At 69.9% G+C, this 19,417-nt stretch carries 18 protein-coding genes; 16 read left to right on the plus strand and 2 right to left on the minus strand.

Going from position 1 to position 19,417, the window contains the following annotated elements; translation table 11 throughout:
- Window positions 1–14 precede the first annotated feature (14 nt).
- The 3 genes from K4G64_RS04845 to K4G64_RS04855 all read left to right on the plus strand — a co-directional run bounded on the left by K4G64_RS04845 (window position 15) and on the right by K4G64_RS04855 (window position 2,946).
- A complete protein-coding gene (locus K4G64_RS04845) occupies window positions 15–1,367 on the plus strand; it encodes a nicotinate phosphoribosyltransferase (RefSeq protein ID WP_221754762.1) in 1,353 nt (450 codons plus the stop codon).
- A 34-nt stretch (window positions 1,368–1,401) separates the two neighbouring features.
- Window positions 1,402–1,689, plus strand: a complete 288-nt coding sequence (locus tag K4G64_RS04850) for a DUF1876 domain-containing protein (RefSeq protein WP_221754763.1) — start codon at window positions 1,402–1,404, stop codon at window positions 1,687–1,689.
- A 333-nt stretch (window positions 1,690–2,022) separates the two neighbouring features.
- On the plus strand, window positions 2,023–2,946 hold the full coding sequence (locus tag K4G64_RS04855; protein WP_221754822.1) for a nitroreductase family protein: 924 nt from the start codon (window positions 2,023–2,025) through the stop codon (window positions 2,944–2,946).
- Window positions 2,947–3,094: 148 nt separating this feature from the next.
- Here K4G64_RS04855 and K4G64_RS04860 read toward each other — a convergent pair whose 3' ends face one another.
- Window positions 3,095–4,873, minus strand: coding sequence for a CdaR family transcriptional regulator (locus K4G64_RS04860; protein WP_221754764.1), 1,779 nt, complete (start codon window positions 4,871–4,873; stop codon window positions 3,095–3,097).
- A gap of 218 nt (window positions 4,874–5,091) precedes the next feature.
- Here K4G64_RS04860 and K4G64_RS04865 point away from each other — a divergent pair, with 218 nt between their 5' ends.
- The 11 genes from K4G64_RS04865 (at window position 5,092) to K4G64_RS04915 (ending at window position 15,752) form a co-directional block, all read left to right on the plus strand.
- On the plus strand, window positions 5,092–5,580 hold the full coding sequence (locus tag K4G64_RS04865) for a general stress protein (RefSeq protein WP_221754765.1): 489 nt from the start codon (window positions 5,092–5,094) through the stop codon (window positions 5,578–5,580).
- Window positions 5,581–5,631: 51 nt separating this feature from the next.
- Window positions 5,632–7,542, plus strand: a complete 1,911-nt coding sequence (gene dnaK / locus K4G64_RS04870) for a molecular chaperone DnaK (RefSeq protein ID WP_221754766.1) — start codon at window positions 5,632–5,634, stop codon at window positions 7,540–7,542.
- A 9-nt stretch (window positions 7,543–7,551) separates the two neighbouring features.
- Window positions 7,552–8,169: a nucleotide exchange factor GrpE gene (locus K4G64_RS04875; RefSeq protein ID WP_221754767.1), complete on the plus strand. Its 618-nt coding sequence runs from the start codon at window positions 7,552–7,554 to the stop codon at window positions 8,167–8,169.
- Between the two features lie 6 nt (window positions 8,170–8,175).
- Window positions 8,176–9,129: a DnaJ C-terminal domain-containing protein gene (locus tag K4G64_RS04880; protein WP_210979892.1), complete on the plus strand. Its 954-nt coding sequence runs from the start codon at window positions 8,176–8,178 to the stop codon at window positions 9,127–9,129.
- Complete coding sequence (locus K4G64_RS04885; protein ID WP_221754768.1) at window positions 9,129–9,536, plus strand: chaperone modulator CbpM; 408 nt, start codon at window positions 9,129–9,131, stop codon at window positions 9,534–9,536. The genes K4G64_RS04880 and K4G64_RS04885 overlap by 1 nt, the downstream gene beginning before the upstream one ends.
- Complete coding sequence (gene clpB, locus K4G64_RS04890; protein ID WP_221754769.1) at window positions 9,527–12,166, plus strand: ATP-dependent chaperone ClpB; 2,640 nt, start codon at window positions 9,527–9,529, stop codon at window positions 12,164–12,166. The genes K4G64_RS04885 and clpB overlap by 10 nt, the downstream gene beginning before the upstream one ends.
- A complete protein-coding gene (trxA, locus tag K4G64_RS04895) occupies window positions 12,163–12,621 on the plus strand; it encodes a thioredoxin (RefSeq protein WP_221754770.1) in 459 nt (152 codons plus the stop codon). The genes clpB and trxA overlap by 4 nt, the downstream gene beginning before the upstream one ends.
- Before the next feature lie 6 nt (window positions 12,622–12,627).
- Window positions 12,628–12,891: a UBP-type zinc finger domain-containing protein gene (locus K4G64_RS04900; protein ID WP_221754771.1), complete on the plus strand. Its 264-nt coding sequence runs from the start codon at window positions 12,628–12,630 to the stop codon at window positions 12,889–12,891.
- A complete protein-coding gene (locus K4G64_RS04905; RefSeq protein WP_221754772.1) occupies window positions 12,891–14,672 on the plus strand; it encodes an FAD-dependent oxidoreductase in 1,782 nt (593 codons plus the stop codon). Before K4G64_RS04900 ends, K4G64_RS04905 begins: the two co-directional genes overlap by 1 nt.
- Before the next feature lie 46 nt (window positions 14,673–14,718).
- On the plus strand, window positions 14,719–15,216 hold the full coding sequence (locus K4G64_RS04910) for an Hsp20/alpha crystallin family protein (protein ID WP_260460033.1): 498 nt from the start codon (window positions 14,719–14,721) through the stop codon (window positions 15,214–15,216).
- A gap of 143 nt (window positions 15,217–15,359) precedes the next feature.
- Window positions 15,360–15,752, plus strand: coding sequence for a DUF2267 domain-containing protein (locus tag K4G64_RS04915; RefSeq protein WP_221754774.1), 393 nt, complete (start codon window positions 15,360–15,362; stop codon window positions 15,750–15,752).
- A gap of 63 nt (window positions 15,753–15,815) precedes the next feature.
- On the opposite strand, the gene K4G64_RS04920 is transcribed toward K4G64_RS04915, so the two are convergent.
- Window positions 15,816–16,265 carry a DUF1931 family protein gene (locus K4G64_RS04920; RefSeq protein WP_221754775.1) on the minus strand — a complete coding sequence of 150 codons (450 nt, stop codon included), beginning with the start codon at window positions 16,263–16,265 and terminating at the stop codon, window positions 15,816–15,818.
- Window positions 16,266–16,541: 276 nt separating this feature from the next.
- Between K4G64_RS04920 and K4G64_RS04925 the strand changes: the two genes are divergently transcribed.
- A complete protein-coding gene (locus K4G64_RS04925) occupies window positions 16,542–17,663 on the plus strand; it encodes a hypothetical protein (protein WP_221754776.1) in 1,122 nt (373 codons plus the stop codon).
- A gap of 321 nt (window positions 17,664–17,984) precedes the next feature.
- Window positions 17,985–19,160 carry a glutathione-independent formaldehyde dehydrogenase gene (locus tag K4G64_RS04930; protein ID WP_221754777.1) on the plus strand — a complete coding sequence of 392 codons (1,176 nt, stop codon included), beginning with the start codon at window positions 17,985–17,987 and terminating at the stop codon, window positions 19,158–19,160.
- Window positions 19,161–19,417 lie beyond the last annotated feature (257 nt).

Consider the following 19,417-nt stretch of genomic DNA (forward strand, 5'->3'; position numbering starts at 1 on the left):
AGGAGACGACGCCGATGTCCGAAGCGACGACCACCGATCTGTACGAGGTGACGATGGCCATGTCCTACCTGCGGGAGGGGATGACCGGCCCGGCCACCTTCAGCCTCTTCGTCCGCGACCTTCCTCCTGAACGGGGCTTCCTGGTCGCCGCAGGCCTGGAGTCGGCCCTGGACTACCTGTCCGGCCTCCGAGTGGGCCCCGAGGACGTCGACGCCTTCGCTTCCGCACTGCACCGGCCGATGCGGGATCTTCAGCCCCTGCTCGGTCTGGCGTTCAGGGGTGACGTGCGGGCCGTACCGGAGGGCCGGATCGTGCTCGCGGGAGAGCCGCTGCTGGAGGTGACCGCACCGCTTCCACAGGCGCAGTTGGTCGAGACGTACGTGCTCAACCAGCTCAGCCACCAGACGGCGATCGCCTCGAAGGCAGCGCGTTGTGTGCTCGCGGCGGCCGGGCATCCGGTCGTGGACTTCTCCCTGCGGCGCGCCCACGGCCCGCAGGCCGGGTTCCAGGCCGCCCGGCTCGGTGCGATGGCCGGCTTCGCCGGAACCAGCAACGTGGCCGCGGCCACGGCTCTCGGCATCCCCGCCGTCGGCACGATGGCCCACTCCTACGTGGAGGCGTTCGCCACGGAGGAAGAAGCGTTCCGCGCGTTCGCACGCTGCCACCCGGGCCCCGTGACGTTGCTGGTGGACACCTACGACACCGAGGAGGGCGTCCGCGTCGCGGCGCGCGTCCTGCGGGACCTGGACCGCGCTCCCGGCTCGGCCGTTCGGCTGGACAGCGGCGACCTCGGAGCCCTGGCGGCCCGGGCACGCTCCATCCTCGACGAGGCGGGCCTGCCGGAGGTGCGGATCATCGCCAGCGGGGGTCTCGACGAGTACGCCGTGGACGATCTGGTCCGCTCCGGAGCGCCGATCGACACCTACGCCGTCGGGACCCGGGTGGGGGTCTCGGCCGACGCCCCGTACCTGGACTCCGCGTACAAGATGGTGGAGTACGACGGGCGCCCGGTGATGAAGCTGTCGTCGGCGAAAGTGACCGCGCCGGCCCCCAAGCAGGTGTTCCGCCGCGCGGCATACGCCGACGTGATCCGTCTCGCCGACGAGCCGTCGCAGAGCGACGGCAGCCCGCTGCTGGAGACGGTGATGCGCGGTGGGCAGCGCACCGGCGGCAGGTCCACGCTCGACGCGTGCCGGGAGAGGCTCGCCGCCGACCTGGCCGGTCTGCCAAAAGACGCCCGCCGGATACGGGACCCGGTTGCGCCTCGCGCGACGGCCTCCGAGCACTTGAGCGCCCTCGCCCGCCGCGTCCGGCGCCACATCGACGAACAGACGTCGGCTTCCTACGCACGGCCCGTGCGTCCATGACGGGCCGATCCGGATCGCAGTGAGGAGGAAAGTGATGCCACATACGGTGGAATGGAAGGTTCGTCTCCACCTCTTCGAGGACGACGAGGGAGCGACGAAGGCACATGTGGTGCTGGACACCGGCACCACGCAGCTCACCGGCCATGGGACCGCGCACCGTCATCCGACGGATCCGAACGTACCGGAGATCGGCGACGAACTGGCGGCGGGCCGTGCCATGCGAGAACTCGCCCAGCAACTGCTGGACATCGCCGAGCGTGACATCGAGGGCGTCGGGGCGTCCCGGCCGAGCACCCGCCAGGCCGTCGGCTGGCGCTTGTGACCGACGGCGGCAAGCAAGTCAAGGAGGATCACTCATGACGCATCCCGCACGACACGGCAGGGGTGGGCTTCCGGCAGTCTTGCGTGAGTTGGAGGACCTCCACCACGCGCCCACACCACGCCCTGGGCAGGCGGGGCACGCGAGATGTGGGTGCCGATCCGGCCCGCGAACCTCACGGGCAGGCGCATCACCCCTGCCGACGAGTGAGCCACCGCAGGTCTGGTCCCTTCCTGGCCTGCCGCCGATCCGCGAGAGGAGACTCCGGTGAGCGGACAAGAACCGTCCGACGAGCGCCTGACGGACCTGGTCCACGACGCTGCCGCCGCCCCGTCGATGCACAACGCACAGCCTTGGCGCTTCCGCTACGTCCGGGGCACCCGCACGTTCGAGATCCGCGCCGACTTCGAGCGTGCCATGCCCCGCTCCGACCCCCGTACCCGCGGCCTTCACATCGGCTGCGGCGCCGCCCTGCTGAACCTGCGGGTCGCCGTGGCTCACGAGGGCTGGCATCCGGAGACCCGGCTGCTGCACGACCCGTCCGATCCGGCGCTCCTCGCGAGCGTGCGGCTGACGGCACCCGGGATCGGGGAGAACGACCTCGGCGCGCTGTATCCGGCGCTCCACGAACGGCACAGCAGCCGCTTCCCGTTCGACGAGACGGAGATCCCCCATGCCGTGCGGGAGGCACTCAGCGAGGCCGCCCGGCGTGAGGGGGCCGTGCTGACGTTCCCCACCTCATGGCATCTGCAAGACGTGCTGGAGGTGGTCCGGGAGGCCGAGGCGCGCAACCTCACCGACCGCGGCAGCGACCAGGACCTGGCCGAATGGACCCGCATCGACGCTCCGTCGGTGAACATGACCGACGACGGAGTCCCGGAATACGCCTTCGGGCCGCGCAAGCGCGGGGGCAAGGCTCCCATGCGGGACTTCGCGGGCCCACGGCAGGTCGCGGGACGGGACGCCGCAGACTTCGAAGAGAGCCCTCAGGTAGCCCTGGTCAGCACGCCCCACGACCGTCCGGAGGACTGGCTGCGCGCCGGCCAGGCCATGGAACGCGTCCTGCTGCTGGCCACCCTGGAGGGCCTGTCCAGCTCCCTCGCCACCCAGCCCCTCGAATGGACGGACCTGCGCTGGCCGCTGCGTGATCCGGTCACCGGGACGGGCTACACGCAGATGCTGCTGCGCCTGGGATACGGCCCCAAAGGCCCCCGCACGCCGCGCCGACCAGTGGCGGAGGTACTCGACATCCGGCCCTGACCTGCCCGAGGGACCGCAGCCCGTCTTTGGCGGAACCCGTAGGCCACCAGAACCTTCTCTTTCATGATCGCCAGGTCCCTCACGGCTTGCGCTGCCACTAGTAGGGGAGCCCGTGCAGGGGGCTCGGTTGCAGACAACCGTGGGCTCCTCAACCGGGTCCGCCCAGCATGATCTTCCACACCCGGGTCGCGACCTGCAGGTTGAGGCGGTCCTCCACATTCGTGAGGTCATGGCCGCTGATCTCGCGGATCCGCTGGAGCCGGTAGCGAAGCGTGCTGCGGTGGATGGTGAGGGACTCGGCGGTCTCGGCGTAGTTGCCGCCGCAGTCGAAGTACCGGGACAGAGTCTCCACGAGCGCCGCACGGTGCCGGCTGTCGTAGTCGACGAGCTCTCCGAGCCATTCCCGGACGAACCCCTCCAGCTCCTGGTATTCGTTACCGGGTCCCAGGATGCGGTAGAGGCCGAGATCGTCGAAGAACGTCGTGCCGTATCGACTTCGGGACCGTCGGCGTACCTCCAGGGCACGCAGTGCCTCCTGGTAGCGGCCGGGGATGCCGTCCGGGGTGTCGCAGCGGGCGCTCACCCCGATCGTCCCGTCGATTGTTCCGGTCTCCCGGGCGAGCGCCTCGTACAAGGCGTGTTCGTGGGGCCTGCCCTCGGCGACCAGGACCACGTGGTCGGAACGCCGGGTCACCAGCGACGGCATACCCACGGCCGACGCCGCCCGGCCCACGGTCCGCGCGAAAGCGTCGTCGGAGATCTGGCTCTTCCACTCCACGACGACCACGTACTGGATGCGGTGCAGGTCGTGCCCGAACGCCTCCGACCGGGCGTAGGCGCTCGCCTCGTCCGTGCCCCCCAGAAGATCGTCGACCAGTTCGCGGTGCAGTCGCAGCTCCACCTCCGCCAGGTGGCGCAGATGCGACATCTCCTGGGCGAGTGAGGTGGCGGCGTGCTCCAGAGCGAACAGGGTGTACTCGTCGGCGTCGTCCCGGGGATCGATCAGGGCCAGCACTCCGAGGACCTCACCGCGTGGGCGTATCACGGAGATGAGCCGGTCCTTGATCCGCACGGGTCCGCCTCTGCGAGCGACCTCCTGGAGCATCTCCTCATGGCGTGCGGGGTCCGGTTCCGGATAGGGGTCGGGCCGATCGGGACCGGTCCAGGACCGCAGTCGGCCGAAGCGGTCCTCCACCAGCACCGGAAAGCCGGTGAGCTCATGCAGTGCGCTGGTGATGGCCTCCTCGCCGCCGCCCGAGGCCCCGACCTCGGCGAGGGCCTCGTGCACGACCCGCTGGTATCCCGCCTCGGCCACGAGGGTGATCAGCCGCTGCTGGAGCGTTGCTCGTTCTCGTCGCAGTAGTTGCAGCTCCAGCGCGTCCTCCTGCCGGCGGCGGTGCGCGACGGCGACCGACAGGGCCGCGGCGGTGAGGCGTACCAGCACGGCGAGCAGGCAGTGCTGGGCGTGGGTGGGCCGGGAGCTGGATGTCACCACGAGGTAGCCGTGCAGTCCACCGGGACCGTGCAGGGCCATGGCCCGGCCCCGTGACCGGCCGGGAACGGCCACGGGACCGTCCCGCCCCGTCAGCTCTCGCACCGTCCGGTCGACGGCTGACGCATGGCCCGGCCCGCCCTGCGGGCTGGGGACCAGCTGGCCGTGCACCCTGAGGTATCCGGCCTCGGCCCGGTACGGGCCGACGGCCGACACGTGGTCCATGGCCAGGCGCAGGATCTCGTCTTCGTTCAGGGTGTCGAACAGGGCGCGGGAGACCGCCAGCAGTTCGTGGGGGGCCGGGTCGGCGCTGGGAAGGTCCGGGCGGGACCCTCTCCACGAGGGCGTCGGGTAGCGCCCGGGACGGCTCCGTGGCGGGCTGCCTTCCTGGCCGGGGCGGCCTCGGTGCATGCTCCGTGCCCAGCGGCCGGCCATGGGATCACTCCCTTTCCCTAGCCCCCGTAGAGATGGGCGGACTTCGTGTACCCCGCTGCGACCGGCTCACCCGAGGGCGTCGGAGTTTTGACCTCGTGCCCGGGGGAGGACGGGCTCCGTCGTTCTTTGACCTGCCGGGCGCAGGCGTAGAGCTGCTCGGTTCGCGAGTCTGGAGCGAGCCGGGGGCAGTCGTGCATCCCGGCAGGAAGGACTGGGTGATGACAGAGCAGCCTCGCAGGCCCGTTGCCACGTACGAGACGTACCAGGAAGCCGAACGCGCCGTCGACCACCTCTCGGACCAGGGGTTTCCCGTGGAGAGGGTGGCCATCATCGGCCAGGACGTCCGCCTCGTCGAGCAGGTCGTCGGACGTATGGACTACGGCCGGGCCGCCCTGCACGGTGCGGCGAGCGGGGCCCTTCCCGGTGCGCTGATCGGCTGGCTCTTCGGCTTGCTGGACTGGGTGGACCCGCTCGTCTCCGCCCTGCTCGTCGCCCTCTACGGCCTGATTTTCGGGGCGATCGTGGGCGCGCTGTTCGGTCTGCTGCTGTACGCCCTGCAGGGCGGTCGCCGGGACTTCGCCTCGGTCCGCTCGATGCAGCCCAGCCGGTACGACGTCGTCGTGGACGAAGCGGTGGCCGATGAGGCCGCACGGCTGCTCGGCGGGCTGCAGACCACCGGCGGCGGCGGACGTCCCGCCCATACCTGAACGATCGGACCGCAGCGGCGGCGCATGCCGCCGCACCGGGAGGAGTTCCTCATGGCCAAGGCAGTGGGCATCGACCTGGGCACCACGAACTCGGTGATAGCCGTGTGGGAGGGCGGCGAGCCTTCCGTCGTGCCCAACACCGAGGGCAACCGTACGACACCGTCCGTGGTGGCCTTCACCGACACCGGGGAACGGCTGGTGGGCCAGTTGGCCCGGCGCCAGGCGATCCTCAACCCCAAGGGCACCATCTACTCGGCGAAGCGGTTCATCGGCCGGCACTTCGACGAGATCTCGGACGAGGCCAGGGCGGTGGCGTACGACGTCGTCGAGGGTGAGGGCGGCGTCGCCCGCTTCAAGGTGCGCGACAAGCTCTACGCGCCCGAGGAGATCAGCGCCCAGGTACTGCGCAAACTCGCCGACGACGCGTCCAAGCAGCTCGGGGAGCGGGTCACGGAGGCGGTCATCACCGTGCCCGCCTACTTCAACGACGCCCAGCGCACCGCCACCAAGGACGCCGGGCGGATCGCGGGCCTCGAGGTGCTGCGGATCATCAACGAGCCGACCGCGGCCGCCCTCGCGTACGGGATGGACAAGAAGCAGCACGAGACGGTGCTGGTCTTCGACCTCGGCGGCGGCACGTTCGATGTGAGCATCCTCGACGTGGGCGACGGCGTGGTGGAGGTGCGTTCCACGGCGGGCGACAGTCACCTGGGCGGTGACGACTTCGACCGGCGTCTGGTGGATTACCTCGCGGACGACTTCCAGAAGGAGAACGGCATCGACCTGCGCAAGGACCCGCAGGCCCTGCAGCGCCTGTTCGAGGCGGCGGAGAAGGCCAAGACCGAGCTGAGCTCGGTGACGCAGACGCAGGTCAGCCTGCCGTTCATCACGGCCGATGCCTCGGGGCCCAAGCATCTGACCGACTCGGTCATGCGGTCCACGTTCGAGCAGATCACCAGCGATCTGGTGGAGCGGTGCCTCGGGCCGGTCCAGCAGGCGATGGCCGATGCCAAGGTCGGCGAGAGCGACATCGACGAGGTGATCCTCGTCGGGGGTTCCACCCGCATTCCCGCCGTACAGGCGCTGGTGCGCCGGCTGACCGGCGGCAAGGAACCCAACATGAGCGTCAACCCCGACGAGGTCGTGGCCCTGGGTGCCGCGATCCAGGCCGGGGTGCTCAAGGGCGAGGTCAAGGACGTCCTGCTGCTCGACGTCACGCCCCTGTCGCTGGGTGTCGAGACACGGGGCGGCGTGATGACGAAGATCATCGAGCGGAACACCACCATCCCCGTGCGCCGCACCGAGACCTTCTCCACCGCCGAGGACAACCAGCCCGCCGTCGACATCGTCGTCCTCCAGGGCGAGCGCGAACGGGCCGCCGACAACCGGGTGCTCGGCCGCTTCCAGCTCACCGACATCCGCCCGGCGCCGCGCGGCGAACCGCAGATCGAGGTCACTTTCGACGTCGACGCCAACGGCATTCTCAACGTCAAGGCCCGGGACCAGGACACCGGCAAGGAACAGGGCATCACCATCACCGAGAGCTCCAACCTCGACCGCGGCGAAGTCGAACGCATGGTCCAGGAGGCCGAGCGCAACCAGGGCGAGGACAAGGCCCTGCGCGAGGCCGTCGACGCCCGCAACGAGCTCGACGCCGTCGCATACCAGGTCGAAAAGCGCCTCGCCGAGCTCGGCGACGCCGCACCCGCGCACGAGAAGTCACGCGCCGAGATGCTGGTGTCGGATGCCCGGGCGGCAGTGAAGGAGGAGGCAGGCGTGGAGCGGGTGCGGCCCCTGACCTCCGAACTCCAGCAGGTGCTGGCAGGGCTGACGGCGCATCAGGCCGGCGCCGCCACGGGCGGTCCCGACCAGGACACCACCGGGGACGGTGCGACCGGTGGCGGCCCGAGCGGCGGTGGCGGTGACGACGACGTCATCGATGCCGAGTTCGACAAGGACTGAGGAACCGCCATGCCGATCCATCCCAGGGAATCCGACCCGGCCGTGCCGGACCCGGCCGACCCGGCTCCGGAGGGCGCCGTACGCCCTGCCCGAGAGGATCTTCCGCGCTCGGGGACGTCGACCGGGCCGGGGTCCGACGCGGACGAGGCACCCGGCCCCGACGCGGCCGGCGGCCCCGCCCCTTCTCAGGACGAGCACACAGCCGAGCTCAAGGAACTCGAGGACCGCTGGCGGCGCGCGCTCGCCGACCTCGACAATCTCCGCAAGCGCCACACCAGGGAACTGGAGCGGGAGCGGACGGCCGAGCGGTCCCGCACGGCCGCCGCCTTCCTGCCCGTCCTGGACAACCTCGAACTCGCCCTGACCCATGCCGGATCCGACCCCGGCGCGATCGTGGAGGGCGTCCGGGCGGTCCGCGACCAGGGAGTGAACGTCCTCGAACTGCTCGGCTACCCGCGGCACGCGGAGACCGGCGTCGCCTTCGACCCGGCCCGGCACGAGGTGGTCGGCGTCGTCCAGGACCCCGACGCCCCACCGGGCACGGTCGTCGAGGTGCTCCGCCCGGGCTACGGCGACGGCGAACGCCAGCTCAGGCCCGCCGCGGTGACTGTCGCGAAGCGGGAGTGACCGGTCATGGCACAGGACTTCTACGAGGTGCTGGGCGTGTCACGGACCGCGAGCCAGGACGAGATCCAGCAGGCGTACCGCAAACTCGCCCGCAAGTACCACCCCGACGTCAACAAGGACCCGGGGGCGGAGGAACGCTTCAAGGACCTCAACGAGGCGTACAGCGTCCTGTCGGACCCCAAGACCCGGGCCCGTTACGACCGCTTCGGCGAGGACTACCGGAGGGTCCCCGAGGACTGGGAGGAGCGGGTCGGTGCAGGCGCCGGACCCGGCGGCGGCTTCCGCGCTCGGAGGACCGCGGGTGCGGGCGGCCCGCGTGTCCGGTACACCGGCTTCGGCGACGACTTCGCAGGGGAGGGCATCGACATCGAGGACCTGTTCGGCTCGTTCTTCGGAGCGGGTGGCGCCCCCGGCGGTGTACCGGGGGCCGACCAGGAGGCCGAGCTGCCGCTCACTGTCGAGGAGGCGTACCGGGGAGGCCGCCGCACCGTCACGCTCGCCGGCCCCACCGGGCAGCCGCGACGGTACGAGGTCGACGTACCGCCCGGTGTCACCGACGGGCAGCGCATCCGCCTGGCGGGCGAGGGCGGACGGGGCAGTGGTGACGCCGCCGCGGGGGATCTGTATCTGCGGGTGCGTATCCAACCGCACCCTCGGTTCCGGCTGGACGGCCGGGACGTGTACGTGCAGCTTCCGGTCACCCCCTGGGAGGCCGCGCTGGGCGCGACGGTTCCGGTGCCCACCCCGGGCGGCGGCACGGCCAAGGTCACGGTGCCCGCGGGCTCGTCCAGTGGCCGACGGCTGCGGCTGCGCGGCGAGGGCATGCCGAACCCGCGCGGTGCCGACGGCAACCTCTACGCCGAACTCCGCGTCATGGTGCCGCCCAAGCTCAGCGACCGGGAGCGCGAGCTGTTCGAGGAGCTCGCCGCCACCTCTTCGTACGACCCCAGGAGGACGTGATGAGCGACCGACCCTCATGGGCAGCCACCGGCGGTCGTGCCGCCCGGGCCGAGGCGGGCGGGCGTCCCGTACGGACGAGCGCCGGCTCCACGACCGTGCGGTACGCGCTCGTCCCCGTGCCCAGGCTTTCCCTGGACACCGTGGCCCGCCGCGCCGGCGTCCATCCCGACCTGGTCCGCCGGTTCGTCGCCCTGGGGCTGGTCGACGCCGAGCACGACGCCGCGGGGCGCCTGGTGTTCGACTCCGCAGCCCCGGCGGTTCTCGCCCGCGTGCAGCGGCTGCGCTCCGGTCTGTGTCTCAACTACGCATCCATCGGTCTGGTGCTCGATCTGCTGGACCGCATCAGCCTGCTCGAAACCGCACTGCGCCGCGCCGGTACGAGGAGTGACATACCGCCATGGACATGAACCGTCTCACCCAGAAGTCACAGGAAGCCCTCCAGGAGGCGCAGACCGCCGCCGTCCGCATGGGCCAGACCGAGGTCGACGGTGAGCATCTGCTGCTCGCGCTCCTCGACCAGGAGAACGGCCTGATCCCGCGGCTGCTGCAACAGGCGGGCAGGGAGCCCGAGGAGCTCCGTGCGGCGTTGCGTAATGAGCTTTCCCGCCGGCCCAAGGTGACCGGCCCGGGTGCGGCGCCGGGCCAGGTGTTCGTCACCCAGCGCCTGTCCCGGCTGCTGGACGCGGCCGAGCGGGAGGCCAAACGACTCAAGGACGAGTACGTGTCCGTGGAGCACCTCCTGCTCGCCCTGGCCGAGGAGGGCTCGGCGACCGCCGCCGGACGCCTGCTCAAGGAGCACGGCATCACCCGGGACTCGTTCCTGAGCGCGCTCACCCAGATCCGCGGCAACCAGCGGGTCACCTCCGCCAATCCCGAAGTTGCCTATGAGGCTCTGGAGAAGTACGGCCGCGACCTGGTCGCCGAGGCCAGGGACGGCAAGCTCGACCCGGTCATCGGCCGGGACGCCGAGATCCGCCGCGTCACCCAGATCCTCAGCCGCAAGACCAAGAACAACCCGGTCCTCATCGGCGACCCCGGCGTCGGCAAGACCGCCATCGTCGAGGGCCTCGCCCAGCGCATCGTCCGCGGCGACGTGCCCGAAGGGCTGCGCGACAAGACCGTGTTCGCACTCGACATGGGCTCCCTGGTGGCCGGGGCCAAGTACCGGGGCGAGTTCGAGGAACGCCTCAAGGCCGTGCTGTCCGAGGTGAAGGCAGCCCAGGGACACATCCTGCTCTTCGTCGACGAACTCCACACCGTCGTCGGCGCGGGCGCCGCCGAAGGAGCCATGGACGCGGGCAACATGCTCAAGCCGATGCTCGCCCGCGGCGAACTGCACATGATCGGCGCCACCACCCTCGACGAGTACCGCAAGTACATCGAGAAGGACGCCGCCCTCGAACGCCGCTTCCAGCAGGTCCTGGTCGACGAGCCGAGCGTGGAGGACACCATCTCCATCCTGCGCGGACTGCGCGAACGCCTGGAGATCTTCCACGGCGTGAAGATCCAGGACACCGCGCTGGTGTCCGCGGCCACCCTCAGCCACCGCTACATCACCGACCGGTTCCTGCCCGACAAGGCCATCGACCTCGTCGACGAAGCCTGCGCCCGGCTGCGTACCGAGATCGACTCGATGCCAGCCGAACTCGACGAGATCACCCGCCGCGTCACCCGCCTGGAGATCGAGGAGGCCGCCCTCTCCAAGGAGACCGACCCCGCGAGCAAGACCCGCCTCGAGGAACTGCGCAGGGAACTAGCGGACTTGCGCGCCGAGGCCGACGCCAAGCACGCCCAGTGGGAGGCCGAACGGCAGGCCATCCGCCGCGTGCAGGAGCTGCGCCAGGAACTGGAGCAGGTCCGCCACGAGGCGGAGGAGGCAGAACGCGCCTACGACCTCAACCGCGCCGCCGAACTCCGCTACGGCCGCCTCCAGGACCTGGAGCGCCGGCTCGCCGCGGAGGAGGAGCAACTGGCCGCGAAGCAAGGGGAGAACCGGCTGCTGCGCGAGGTCGTCACCGAGGAGGAGATCGCCGAGATCGTCGCCGCCTGGACCGGCGTTCCCGTCGCCCGCCTCCAGGAGGGCGAACGCGAGAAGCTGCTGCGCCTCGACGAGATCCTGCGCGAGCGCGTCATCGGCCAGGACGAGGCCGTCAAGCTCGTCGCCGACGCCATCATCCGCGCCCGTTCCGGCATCCGGGACCCGCGGCGCCCCATCGGCTCGTTCATCTTCCTCGGCCCGACCGGCGTCGGGAAGACCGAGCTGGCCAAGACCCTCGCCCGGGCCCTGTTCGACTCCGAGGAGAACATCGTCCGCCTCGACATGAGCGAGTACCAGGAACGGCACACCGTCAGCCGGCTGATGGGCGCCCCGCCCGGATACGTCGGCTACGAGGAGGGCGGCCAGCTCACCGAGGCCGTACGCCGCAAGCCGTACTCGGTCGTGCTGTTCGACGAGATCGAGAAGGCGCACACCGATGTCTTCAACACCCTGCTGCAGATCCTCGACGACGGCCGCATCACCGACGCCCAGGGCCGCACCGTCGACTTCCGCAACACCGTGATCATCATGACGTCCAACATCGGCTCCGAGCACCTCCTCGACGGCGTCACCGCCGAGGGTGAGATCAAGCCGGACGCCCGGGCCCTGGTGATGGGCGAGCTGCGCGGGCACTTCCGCCCGGAGTTCCTCAACCGCGTCGACGACATCGTGCTGTTCAAGCCGCTCGGTGAGCGGCAGATCGAGCAGATCGTGGAGCTGCAGTTCAACGAGCTGCGAAGCCGCCTCGCCGAGCGTCGCATCACCGTTGAACTCACCGATTCTGCCCGGGAGTTGATCGCTCACCAGGGCTACGACCCGGTGTACGGGGCCCGGCCGCTGCGGCGTTACATCTCCCACGAGGTCGAGACACTCGTCGGGCGCGCCCTGCTGCGCGGCGACGTACAGGACGGCGCGACGGTCCGCGTCGACGCCCAGCACGGAGAGCTGGTCGTCACCTATGAGGAGCCCGAGGACGTGAAGGGAGCGAAGGCGGCATGAGTACTGTGCAAGCCACCAACGTCACCTGCCCGCACTGCGGGCGCACCAACCGGGTGCCCGTGGCAGCCGAGGGCCGCCCCAGGTGCGCCAACTGCAAGCAGCCTCTGCCATGGATGGCCGAGGCGGGCGACGACGACTTCACCGAGGTCGTCGAGCAGGCCACCGTGCCCGTCGTCGTCGACCTGTGGGCCACCTGGTGCGGCCCCTGCCGCATGGTGAGCCCCGAGCTGGAGAAGGTCGCCGTCGATCTCGCCGGAAAGATCAAGCTGGTCAAGGTCGACATCGACAAGAACCCGCGCCTGGCGCAGCGGTTCGAGGTCCAGGCGGTACCGACGCTGCTGGTCCTCGACGAGGGACAGACCATCGCCCGGCAGGCGGGTGCCGCACCCGCCCCTGCCCTGCGGCGGTGGGTGGAGCAGTCGATCGCGGGCCGCGAACCGGCCGGGAAAGGGTGAACAGCCATGACCGTACGAACCGACCCCCACCTCGCGCTCGTCCGGCCGGTCCAGCCACTGACCCCCGAAGGGTGTCAGGAGTGTCTGCAGCTCGGCTCCCCGTGGGTCCACCTGCGGCTCTGCCTGACCTGCGGCCACGTCGGCTGCTGCGATTCGTCGCCGAACCGGCACGCGCGCCGTCACGCCGCCGCCGACGGCCATCCGATCGCGGCGTCGTTCGAGCCCGGTGAGAGCTGGCGCTGGTGCTTCGTCCACGAGGCGTTCGTGTGATGCCCGGCGACGAGACGCAGCCAGGCGCAGCGCAGGTGCCGGACGAGGGGGAGGACAGCGTCCCCTTCGAGACCGCCGACATCTACGGCGCCTATCCGCGCCTGTCGGAGGACCAGATCGACCGCCTGGCGCAGCGCGGTCGGCGGCGCGAAGCCGACGCCGGCGATGTGCTGATCCGGGAGGGGGAGCGGTGCGAGACGTTCTACGTCGTCCTCAGCGGCTCGGTCGCCATCGTCGAGGGCTACGGCACGACCGACGAACGTCTGCTGCGGGTGCACGGCCCCGGCCGCTTCATCGGCGAGCTCGGCCTTCTGAACGGGCAGGTGGCCTTCTACACCGCCGTGATCAGGGACCCCGGTGAGGTCCTCGCCGTGTCCATGGATCAGCTGCGTGACCTGGTGGCCCGGGACTCCGTCCTCGGCGATCTGGTGCTGCGCGCCTGCCTCGGCCGGCGTGCTTTGCTCGTCGGGCAGGGCGCCGGTTTCCGCATCGTCGGCTCGCGCTATTCGCCCGACACCCGGCGGCTGCGTGAGTTCGCCGCCCGCAACCGGCTGCCGTACCGCTGGATCGATCTCGAGACCGACGAGGAGGCCGAGGAACTGCTGCGCCGTTTCGGCGTCGGCCCGGAGGAGACACCGCTCGTCATCTGGCGGGACACCACTCTGCTGCGCAACCCCAGCAACGCGGAACTGGCCCGGCTCATGGGCCTGCCCTCGCTGCCTGCCGGAAACCATCACGGCGATCTCCTGATCGTCGGCTCCGGACCCGCCGGTCTCGCCGCCGCGGTGAACGCCGCCTCGGAGGGTCTCGGTACGACCCTGGTCGAGGCGATGGCCACCGGTGGTCAGGCCGGGACGTCGTCCCGCATCGAGAATCTGCTCGGCTTCCCCTCCGGCATCTCCGGCGCCGAACTCACCGACCGCGCCGTGCTCCAGGCCGACAAGTTCGGCGCCCGGATCAGCGTCCCGGCGGAGGCGGCCCGCCTCGAACCGCGGGACGGCCATTACGCCGTCGGGTTCGCCGACGGCAGCGAGATCAGCGCCCGCTCCGTCGTCCTGGCCACCGGCGCCCGCTACCGACGCCTCCACGTGCCCGGCATCGAACGCCTGGAGGGAACGAGCGTCCACTACTCGGCGACCGTCTACGAGGCCCGGCAGTGCCGCACCGACCCGGTGGCCGTCGTCGGCGGCGGTAACTCCGCGGGCCAGGCCGTACTCTTCCTGGCCGGGTACTCACCGCAGGTGTATCTGCTCGTCCGTGGGCCGAGCCTCGAGGCACACATGTCCCGCTACCTGATCGATCAGGTCGAGCGCCACCCGCGGGTGCGCGTGCTGCTGCACACCGAGGTGACCGAGGCACTCGGCGACGAGGTGCTGGAGGCGGTCACCGTGGTCGACCACCGTACGGGCGAGCATCAGCAGCTCGCGGTGCGCGCCCTGTTCGTCTTCACCGGCGCCGAACCCCACACCGAGTGGCTGTCCGACGCGCTCGCCCTAGACGCGCGCGGCTTCGTGCTCACCGGGGCCGAGGCACAGGCCTGTTCCGTCCCCGGACTGTGGCAGAGCCAGGGCCGCGACTGCCTGACGCTGGAGACCAGCCTGCCCGGCGTCTTCGCCGTCGGCGACGTCCGCAGCGGCTCGGTGAAACGCGTGGCCTCCGCGGTCGGTGAAGGCGCGATGAGCATCCACTTCGTGCACCGCTACCTGGGCCACACGGCCGCGCCCGGCGGCACCGACAACTCCCCGCGTACCCGTCCGAAGGAGTCCGCCTGGCTCGGATGACCCCGAAGAGAGACGAGATCACGAGAAGGAGAAGGAGGCGATGGGAATGACTACGCCCGTCCGGCACCAACGGGGTGCCGCCATGCAGGCCAGGCCAGTTGGCTGGGCACGCAATCCGCTGACGGAGTTCGACCAACTGCTCAGCGAGATGAGCGGACTGATCGAATCCACGGTGGGAGCCGCGGCGCCCGCAGTCGCGTGGACACCCCTGGCGGACGTCACGGAGTCCGACGACAGTTTCCGCATCGAGATCGAACTCCCCGGTGTCAAGAGCAAGGACATCGACATCGAAGCGAACGGCCAGGAGCTGGTGGTCACCGGAGAAATCAAGGAGAGGGAACGCAAAGGTGTCCTGCGACGGAGCACCCGCCGCACCGGATCCTTCGAATACCGGCTGAGGCTGCCTGGAGAGATCGACACCGAGAAGATCAATGCGCAGCTGTCGGACGGGGTGCTCACCATCACCGTCCCGAAGGCCGACGTCGCAAAGCCCCGCCACGTCGAGATCAGCGAGACGAGTGAAAGCGCCGGGAGCAGCGGCTGAGACGCGAACGCCGCGGTTCCGGACACCCCGTCCGGCATCGCGGCCTCGCCGGCGAGGCTCGACATCCGGGCTCATGACATCCGGGCTCCCGACCTCCGGGCGAGCCCCACGACCAGTGGTGACCCCGGCAGAAGGAGGCAGCGATGAAATACGACGGATTCCTCGCCCACGTACGCGAGCGAGGCGAATACAAGGACCAGAACGAAGCCGCGGACGTCACCAACGCCGTGCTGGAAGTCCTGGCCCAACGGATCAGCCCGGGAGAGGTCAAGGACCTCGCATCCCAGCTGCCCGGCCCGCTGGGAGAGGTGCTGGACCACGCCACACCGCAGCAGGCGCAGAGCTTCGGGATCGAAGAGTTCTACCGCCGGGTCGCTGAGCGCACGGGTGCCCGGCCGCGTACGGCACTGTGGGACGCCAGCGCGGTCCTGACCACCGTTGCCGACGCTGTCACCGGCGGAGAACTGAATCAGGTCATCAGTCAACTCCCCTCCAGTTACGCGGTCCTCTTCGGCAAGGCCGACCTCGCGGACTGAGCCCGAGAGGCGCCCGCAACGAAACTCTCGGCCGTGGCCTGCACCGCCTGTTCCAGTCTCCGCTCACAGCAGGAGGTCGAAGACGGCTCGAGCCTCGTCCCAGTGCTGGGTCTGGGGGTTCTTCAGGTCGGGGTGCAGGATTTTGAAGCTCTGAGCAAGCGCCAGGCTGAGTCCGCCGATGATGTCCGGGTAGGCCGCCTCGGTCTCCTCATCGGGCGTGCGGTCCAAGGGGGGATGGGTGGCGAGCTGTTCCAGGATGGGCTTGAGTTCTACTTCCTGGTCGATCTTCCGGAAGTTGTGAATGCTCTCCTGCAGGCCTTTCGTGATCGGCAGGTCGGATGTCCGGATGATGTCGCGCCCGTTGGCCTTGGCGGTGGCCTGGGCGACGGTCAGCAGATCGTAGAGCTTGGCGTCCACGAAGTCGCTGTAGCGCTTGAGGTCGTTCTTGTCGACATCCAGCCCTGCGGCCGCGCGAAAGAACCTCTCGAACTTGGCGATGGACATCACGGTCATGACGGCAAACCTCCGGCTGCGGGAGCCGGGTGATTCCCGGCCTCTGGACTTCCCAGCCAGCCTGGCCGATGGGAGCGCGCGATCGCATGCGCATGCCGGGCCCAATTGGCCTCCCTGTATTGCCCTGCCAGGCCCATGCGCGCCCCGACTGCCCGGGGGATCCGGCCGTACCGCACCTGCAGGCGGAGGCCGGCGTGTCACGTGGCGTGGACGTTACCGCGGCGGCGTCTGTGGGCACTCGGCACCGGCGGGGCAGCCGACGAGGAGGATCCGCTCATGCAGGTGTCGTCTCAGGGCGTTACGGTCGTGGCTCTCCTGGCGGATCCGGACACGCCGACGGAGATCGCGCAGCGCATGGCACGGACACTTCCTGATCGGCTCACCGACAAGTGCGGCCAGGAGCGACGGTTCGACGTCGAGGTGGTCAGTGAGCCCTTCACCTCGGGGACGGAGGACCCGCCGACCTTGATGCGCAGGATCAAGAACCGTGGGAGTGCGGAGAAGTGGGACATCGTCGTGGCCCTCACCGACCTTCCGCTGCACTCACACGGGCGCAAGCTCGCTGTGGACCTGAATCACGAACACGGCTTGGCCCTGCTCTCTCTTCCTTCACTGGGGGGCCTGCGGCTGCAGACGAGGGCCCGGCGGGCCGTCGAGGAAGCCGTGCTCGGCATGGCCGGTCCGCGCATCGACGGGGCTGAAGGAACACCGCGAAGTCAGTCACTTCCGGGGCCCTCCGTCGATCGTCTCGCCCCTTCTCATCCGGGCCGGACCGATGTGGAGGAGGTCGACGATCTTCGGTACGTCGTCAGTGGGCCGCGCGGTTACCTGCGGGTGCTCGCCGGTATGGTCCGCGCCAACCGGCCGTGGCGCTTGGTGCCGGGCTTGCAGAAGGGCCTGGCGGCCGCGCTCGCCACGGGAGCGGTCGCCACCGTGAACTCCACCGTCTGGACCCTGGCCGCGTCTCTCAGCACGCCACGCCTCGTGATCGCCACGGTCGGATCGATCGCGATCATGGTCGGCTGGCTGATCATAGACGCGGAGCTGTGGCATCGATCAACGGAGAGCTCGCCGGAGGCGAGGCAGAGGGCGCGGCTGTACAACGCCTCGACGGTCGTGACCGTGGGTATCGGCGTGCTCGTCTGCTATGTGGGTTTGCTGGTCATCAACTGGGTGTGGGCACTGTTCATCCTCAACGGCCAAGCGTTCGCTTCTGTGACCCGAACTCCACTGCACGCTGAGGAGTACTTGACGCTGGCCTGGTTCGTCGCTTCGGTCGCCACCGTGGGTGGCGCGCTGGGATCGGGCTTGGAGAGCGACGAGGCGATCCGGGCGGCCGCCTACTCCAAGCGCGAACAGGAACGTCGCCGCGAGCTTCAGAAGAGCGACGATGACTAGCCGGGGTCCGAGTCGGGATACGCCGGTGGCCGGTGGTCGTCCGGATGGGAGGATTTCGCTGATCGGTGCGCGCGTGCTCGTTTCGCGTCGAGGCCGGCGGGGACCCGGGCGGCACGCCGCCGGGACGCCGGCGCTCCGCGTGGCAAGCCACCCGGCGGCGCCGTTGCACCTGATCCGGGTGAACGACCCGCAGAGGCATGCCGGAGCCACGGACCGCGTCCCGCCGACCCCCACGCGTTCAACTCCCGGGAGTGAGGCTCTTCGCGCCGTCTCCATCACCGCCGTGGTGTGGTCATGCCGCGACATCAAGGGATCGCAATCATGAAGGCAGCGGTATACGAAGGCCCGCGAACGGTCGCGGTGAAGGACGTACCGGACGCGAAGATCGAGCACCCCTGCGACATCATCGTCAAGATCACCACCACCAACATCTGCGGATCGGACCTGCACATGTACGAGGGCCGCACCTCGTTCGAGTCCGGCCGCACGCTGGGACACGAGAACATGGGCCAGGTCGTGGAGGTCGGCTCGGCCGTACGCAAGGTCCAGGTCGGCGAGTATGTGGTTCTGCCCTTCAACATCGCCTGCGGCTTCTGCAAGCAGTGCGAGCGGGGGCTGACCAACTACTGCCTGACCATGCAGCCGGAACCGGCCCTCGCGGGAGCCGCCTACGGGTTCGCCGACATGGGCCCCTACCAGGGTGGCCAGGCGGAACTGCTGCGCGTGCCCTACGGCGACTTCAACGCGCTGCGCCTGGGCGAGGACGCCGCCGAGCGGCAGACCGACTACGTGATGCTCGCCGACATTTTCCCCACCGGCTACCACGCCACCGAGATGGCCGACGTCAAGCCGGGCGACCAGACGATCGTCTTCGGGGCGGGCCCCGTGGGGCTGATGGCGGCCTACTCCGCCGTGCTCAAGGGCGCCGGCCGCGTCTGGGTGGCCGATCACCAGCCCGACCGGCTGCGCAAGGCGGAGGAGATCGGGGCCATTGCGATCAACACCGCCGAGCAGAACCCGGCGGAGGTCGTCAAGGAGGCCACCCTCGGTCTGGGCGCCGACAACGGCTGTGAGTGCGTCGGGTACCAGGCACACGACCCCGAGGGACACGAGGACGCCAGTCTCACGCTCAACGGCCTGATCGACTCGGTCAGGTTCACGGGCCACATCGGCGTGGTGGGCGTGTTCCTGCCCGAGGATCCCGGAGGTGCAGAGGCCCAGGGAGAGCTGGAAGCGCAGGGCAAGGTCCCGATCGACTTCGGCATGATGTGGTTCAAGGGCCAGCGCATGGGCACCGGGCAGGCGCCGGTGAAGAGGTACAACCGGGCGCTGCGGGATCTGGTCGCCGGCGGAAAGGCGAAGCCGAGCTTCGTCGTCTCGCACGAACTCGGCCTGGACGACGCTCCCTCCGCCTATGAGCACTTCGATGCCCGCGACGAGGGCTGGACCAAGGTGGTCCTGCATCCCAACGGACACGGGAACGGCAGCAAGCGGTAGGAAACCAGGGGCCGCCGCCCGTCTGTCTCCCCGGACCGGTCCGGGCAACGGGTGGCAGTCACCCTGATTCCGGCAGGGCTGAACCGGCGGCGATCACCGGAGTTCGGCCCGGCAGGACGGACGGAGGTCCCGGCATGCCGGCCGGCCCGGGGGCGAAGACCTCGCCGGAGCGCATGCGAGAAGACCCTTCAACCGGTGAGGCCGCATGCTGATGTGTCGCGTATTCACCTGCCCTCAGTTCTCGGGCCCCGCGAGAG

Source organism: Streptomyces sp. WAC04114 (assembly GCF_019733245.1).
In the GTDB taxonomy this organism is placed as follows: Bacteria; Actinomycetota; Actinomycetes; order Streptomycetales; family Streptomycetaceae; genus Streptomyces; species Streptomyces massasporeus_A.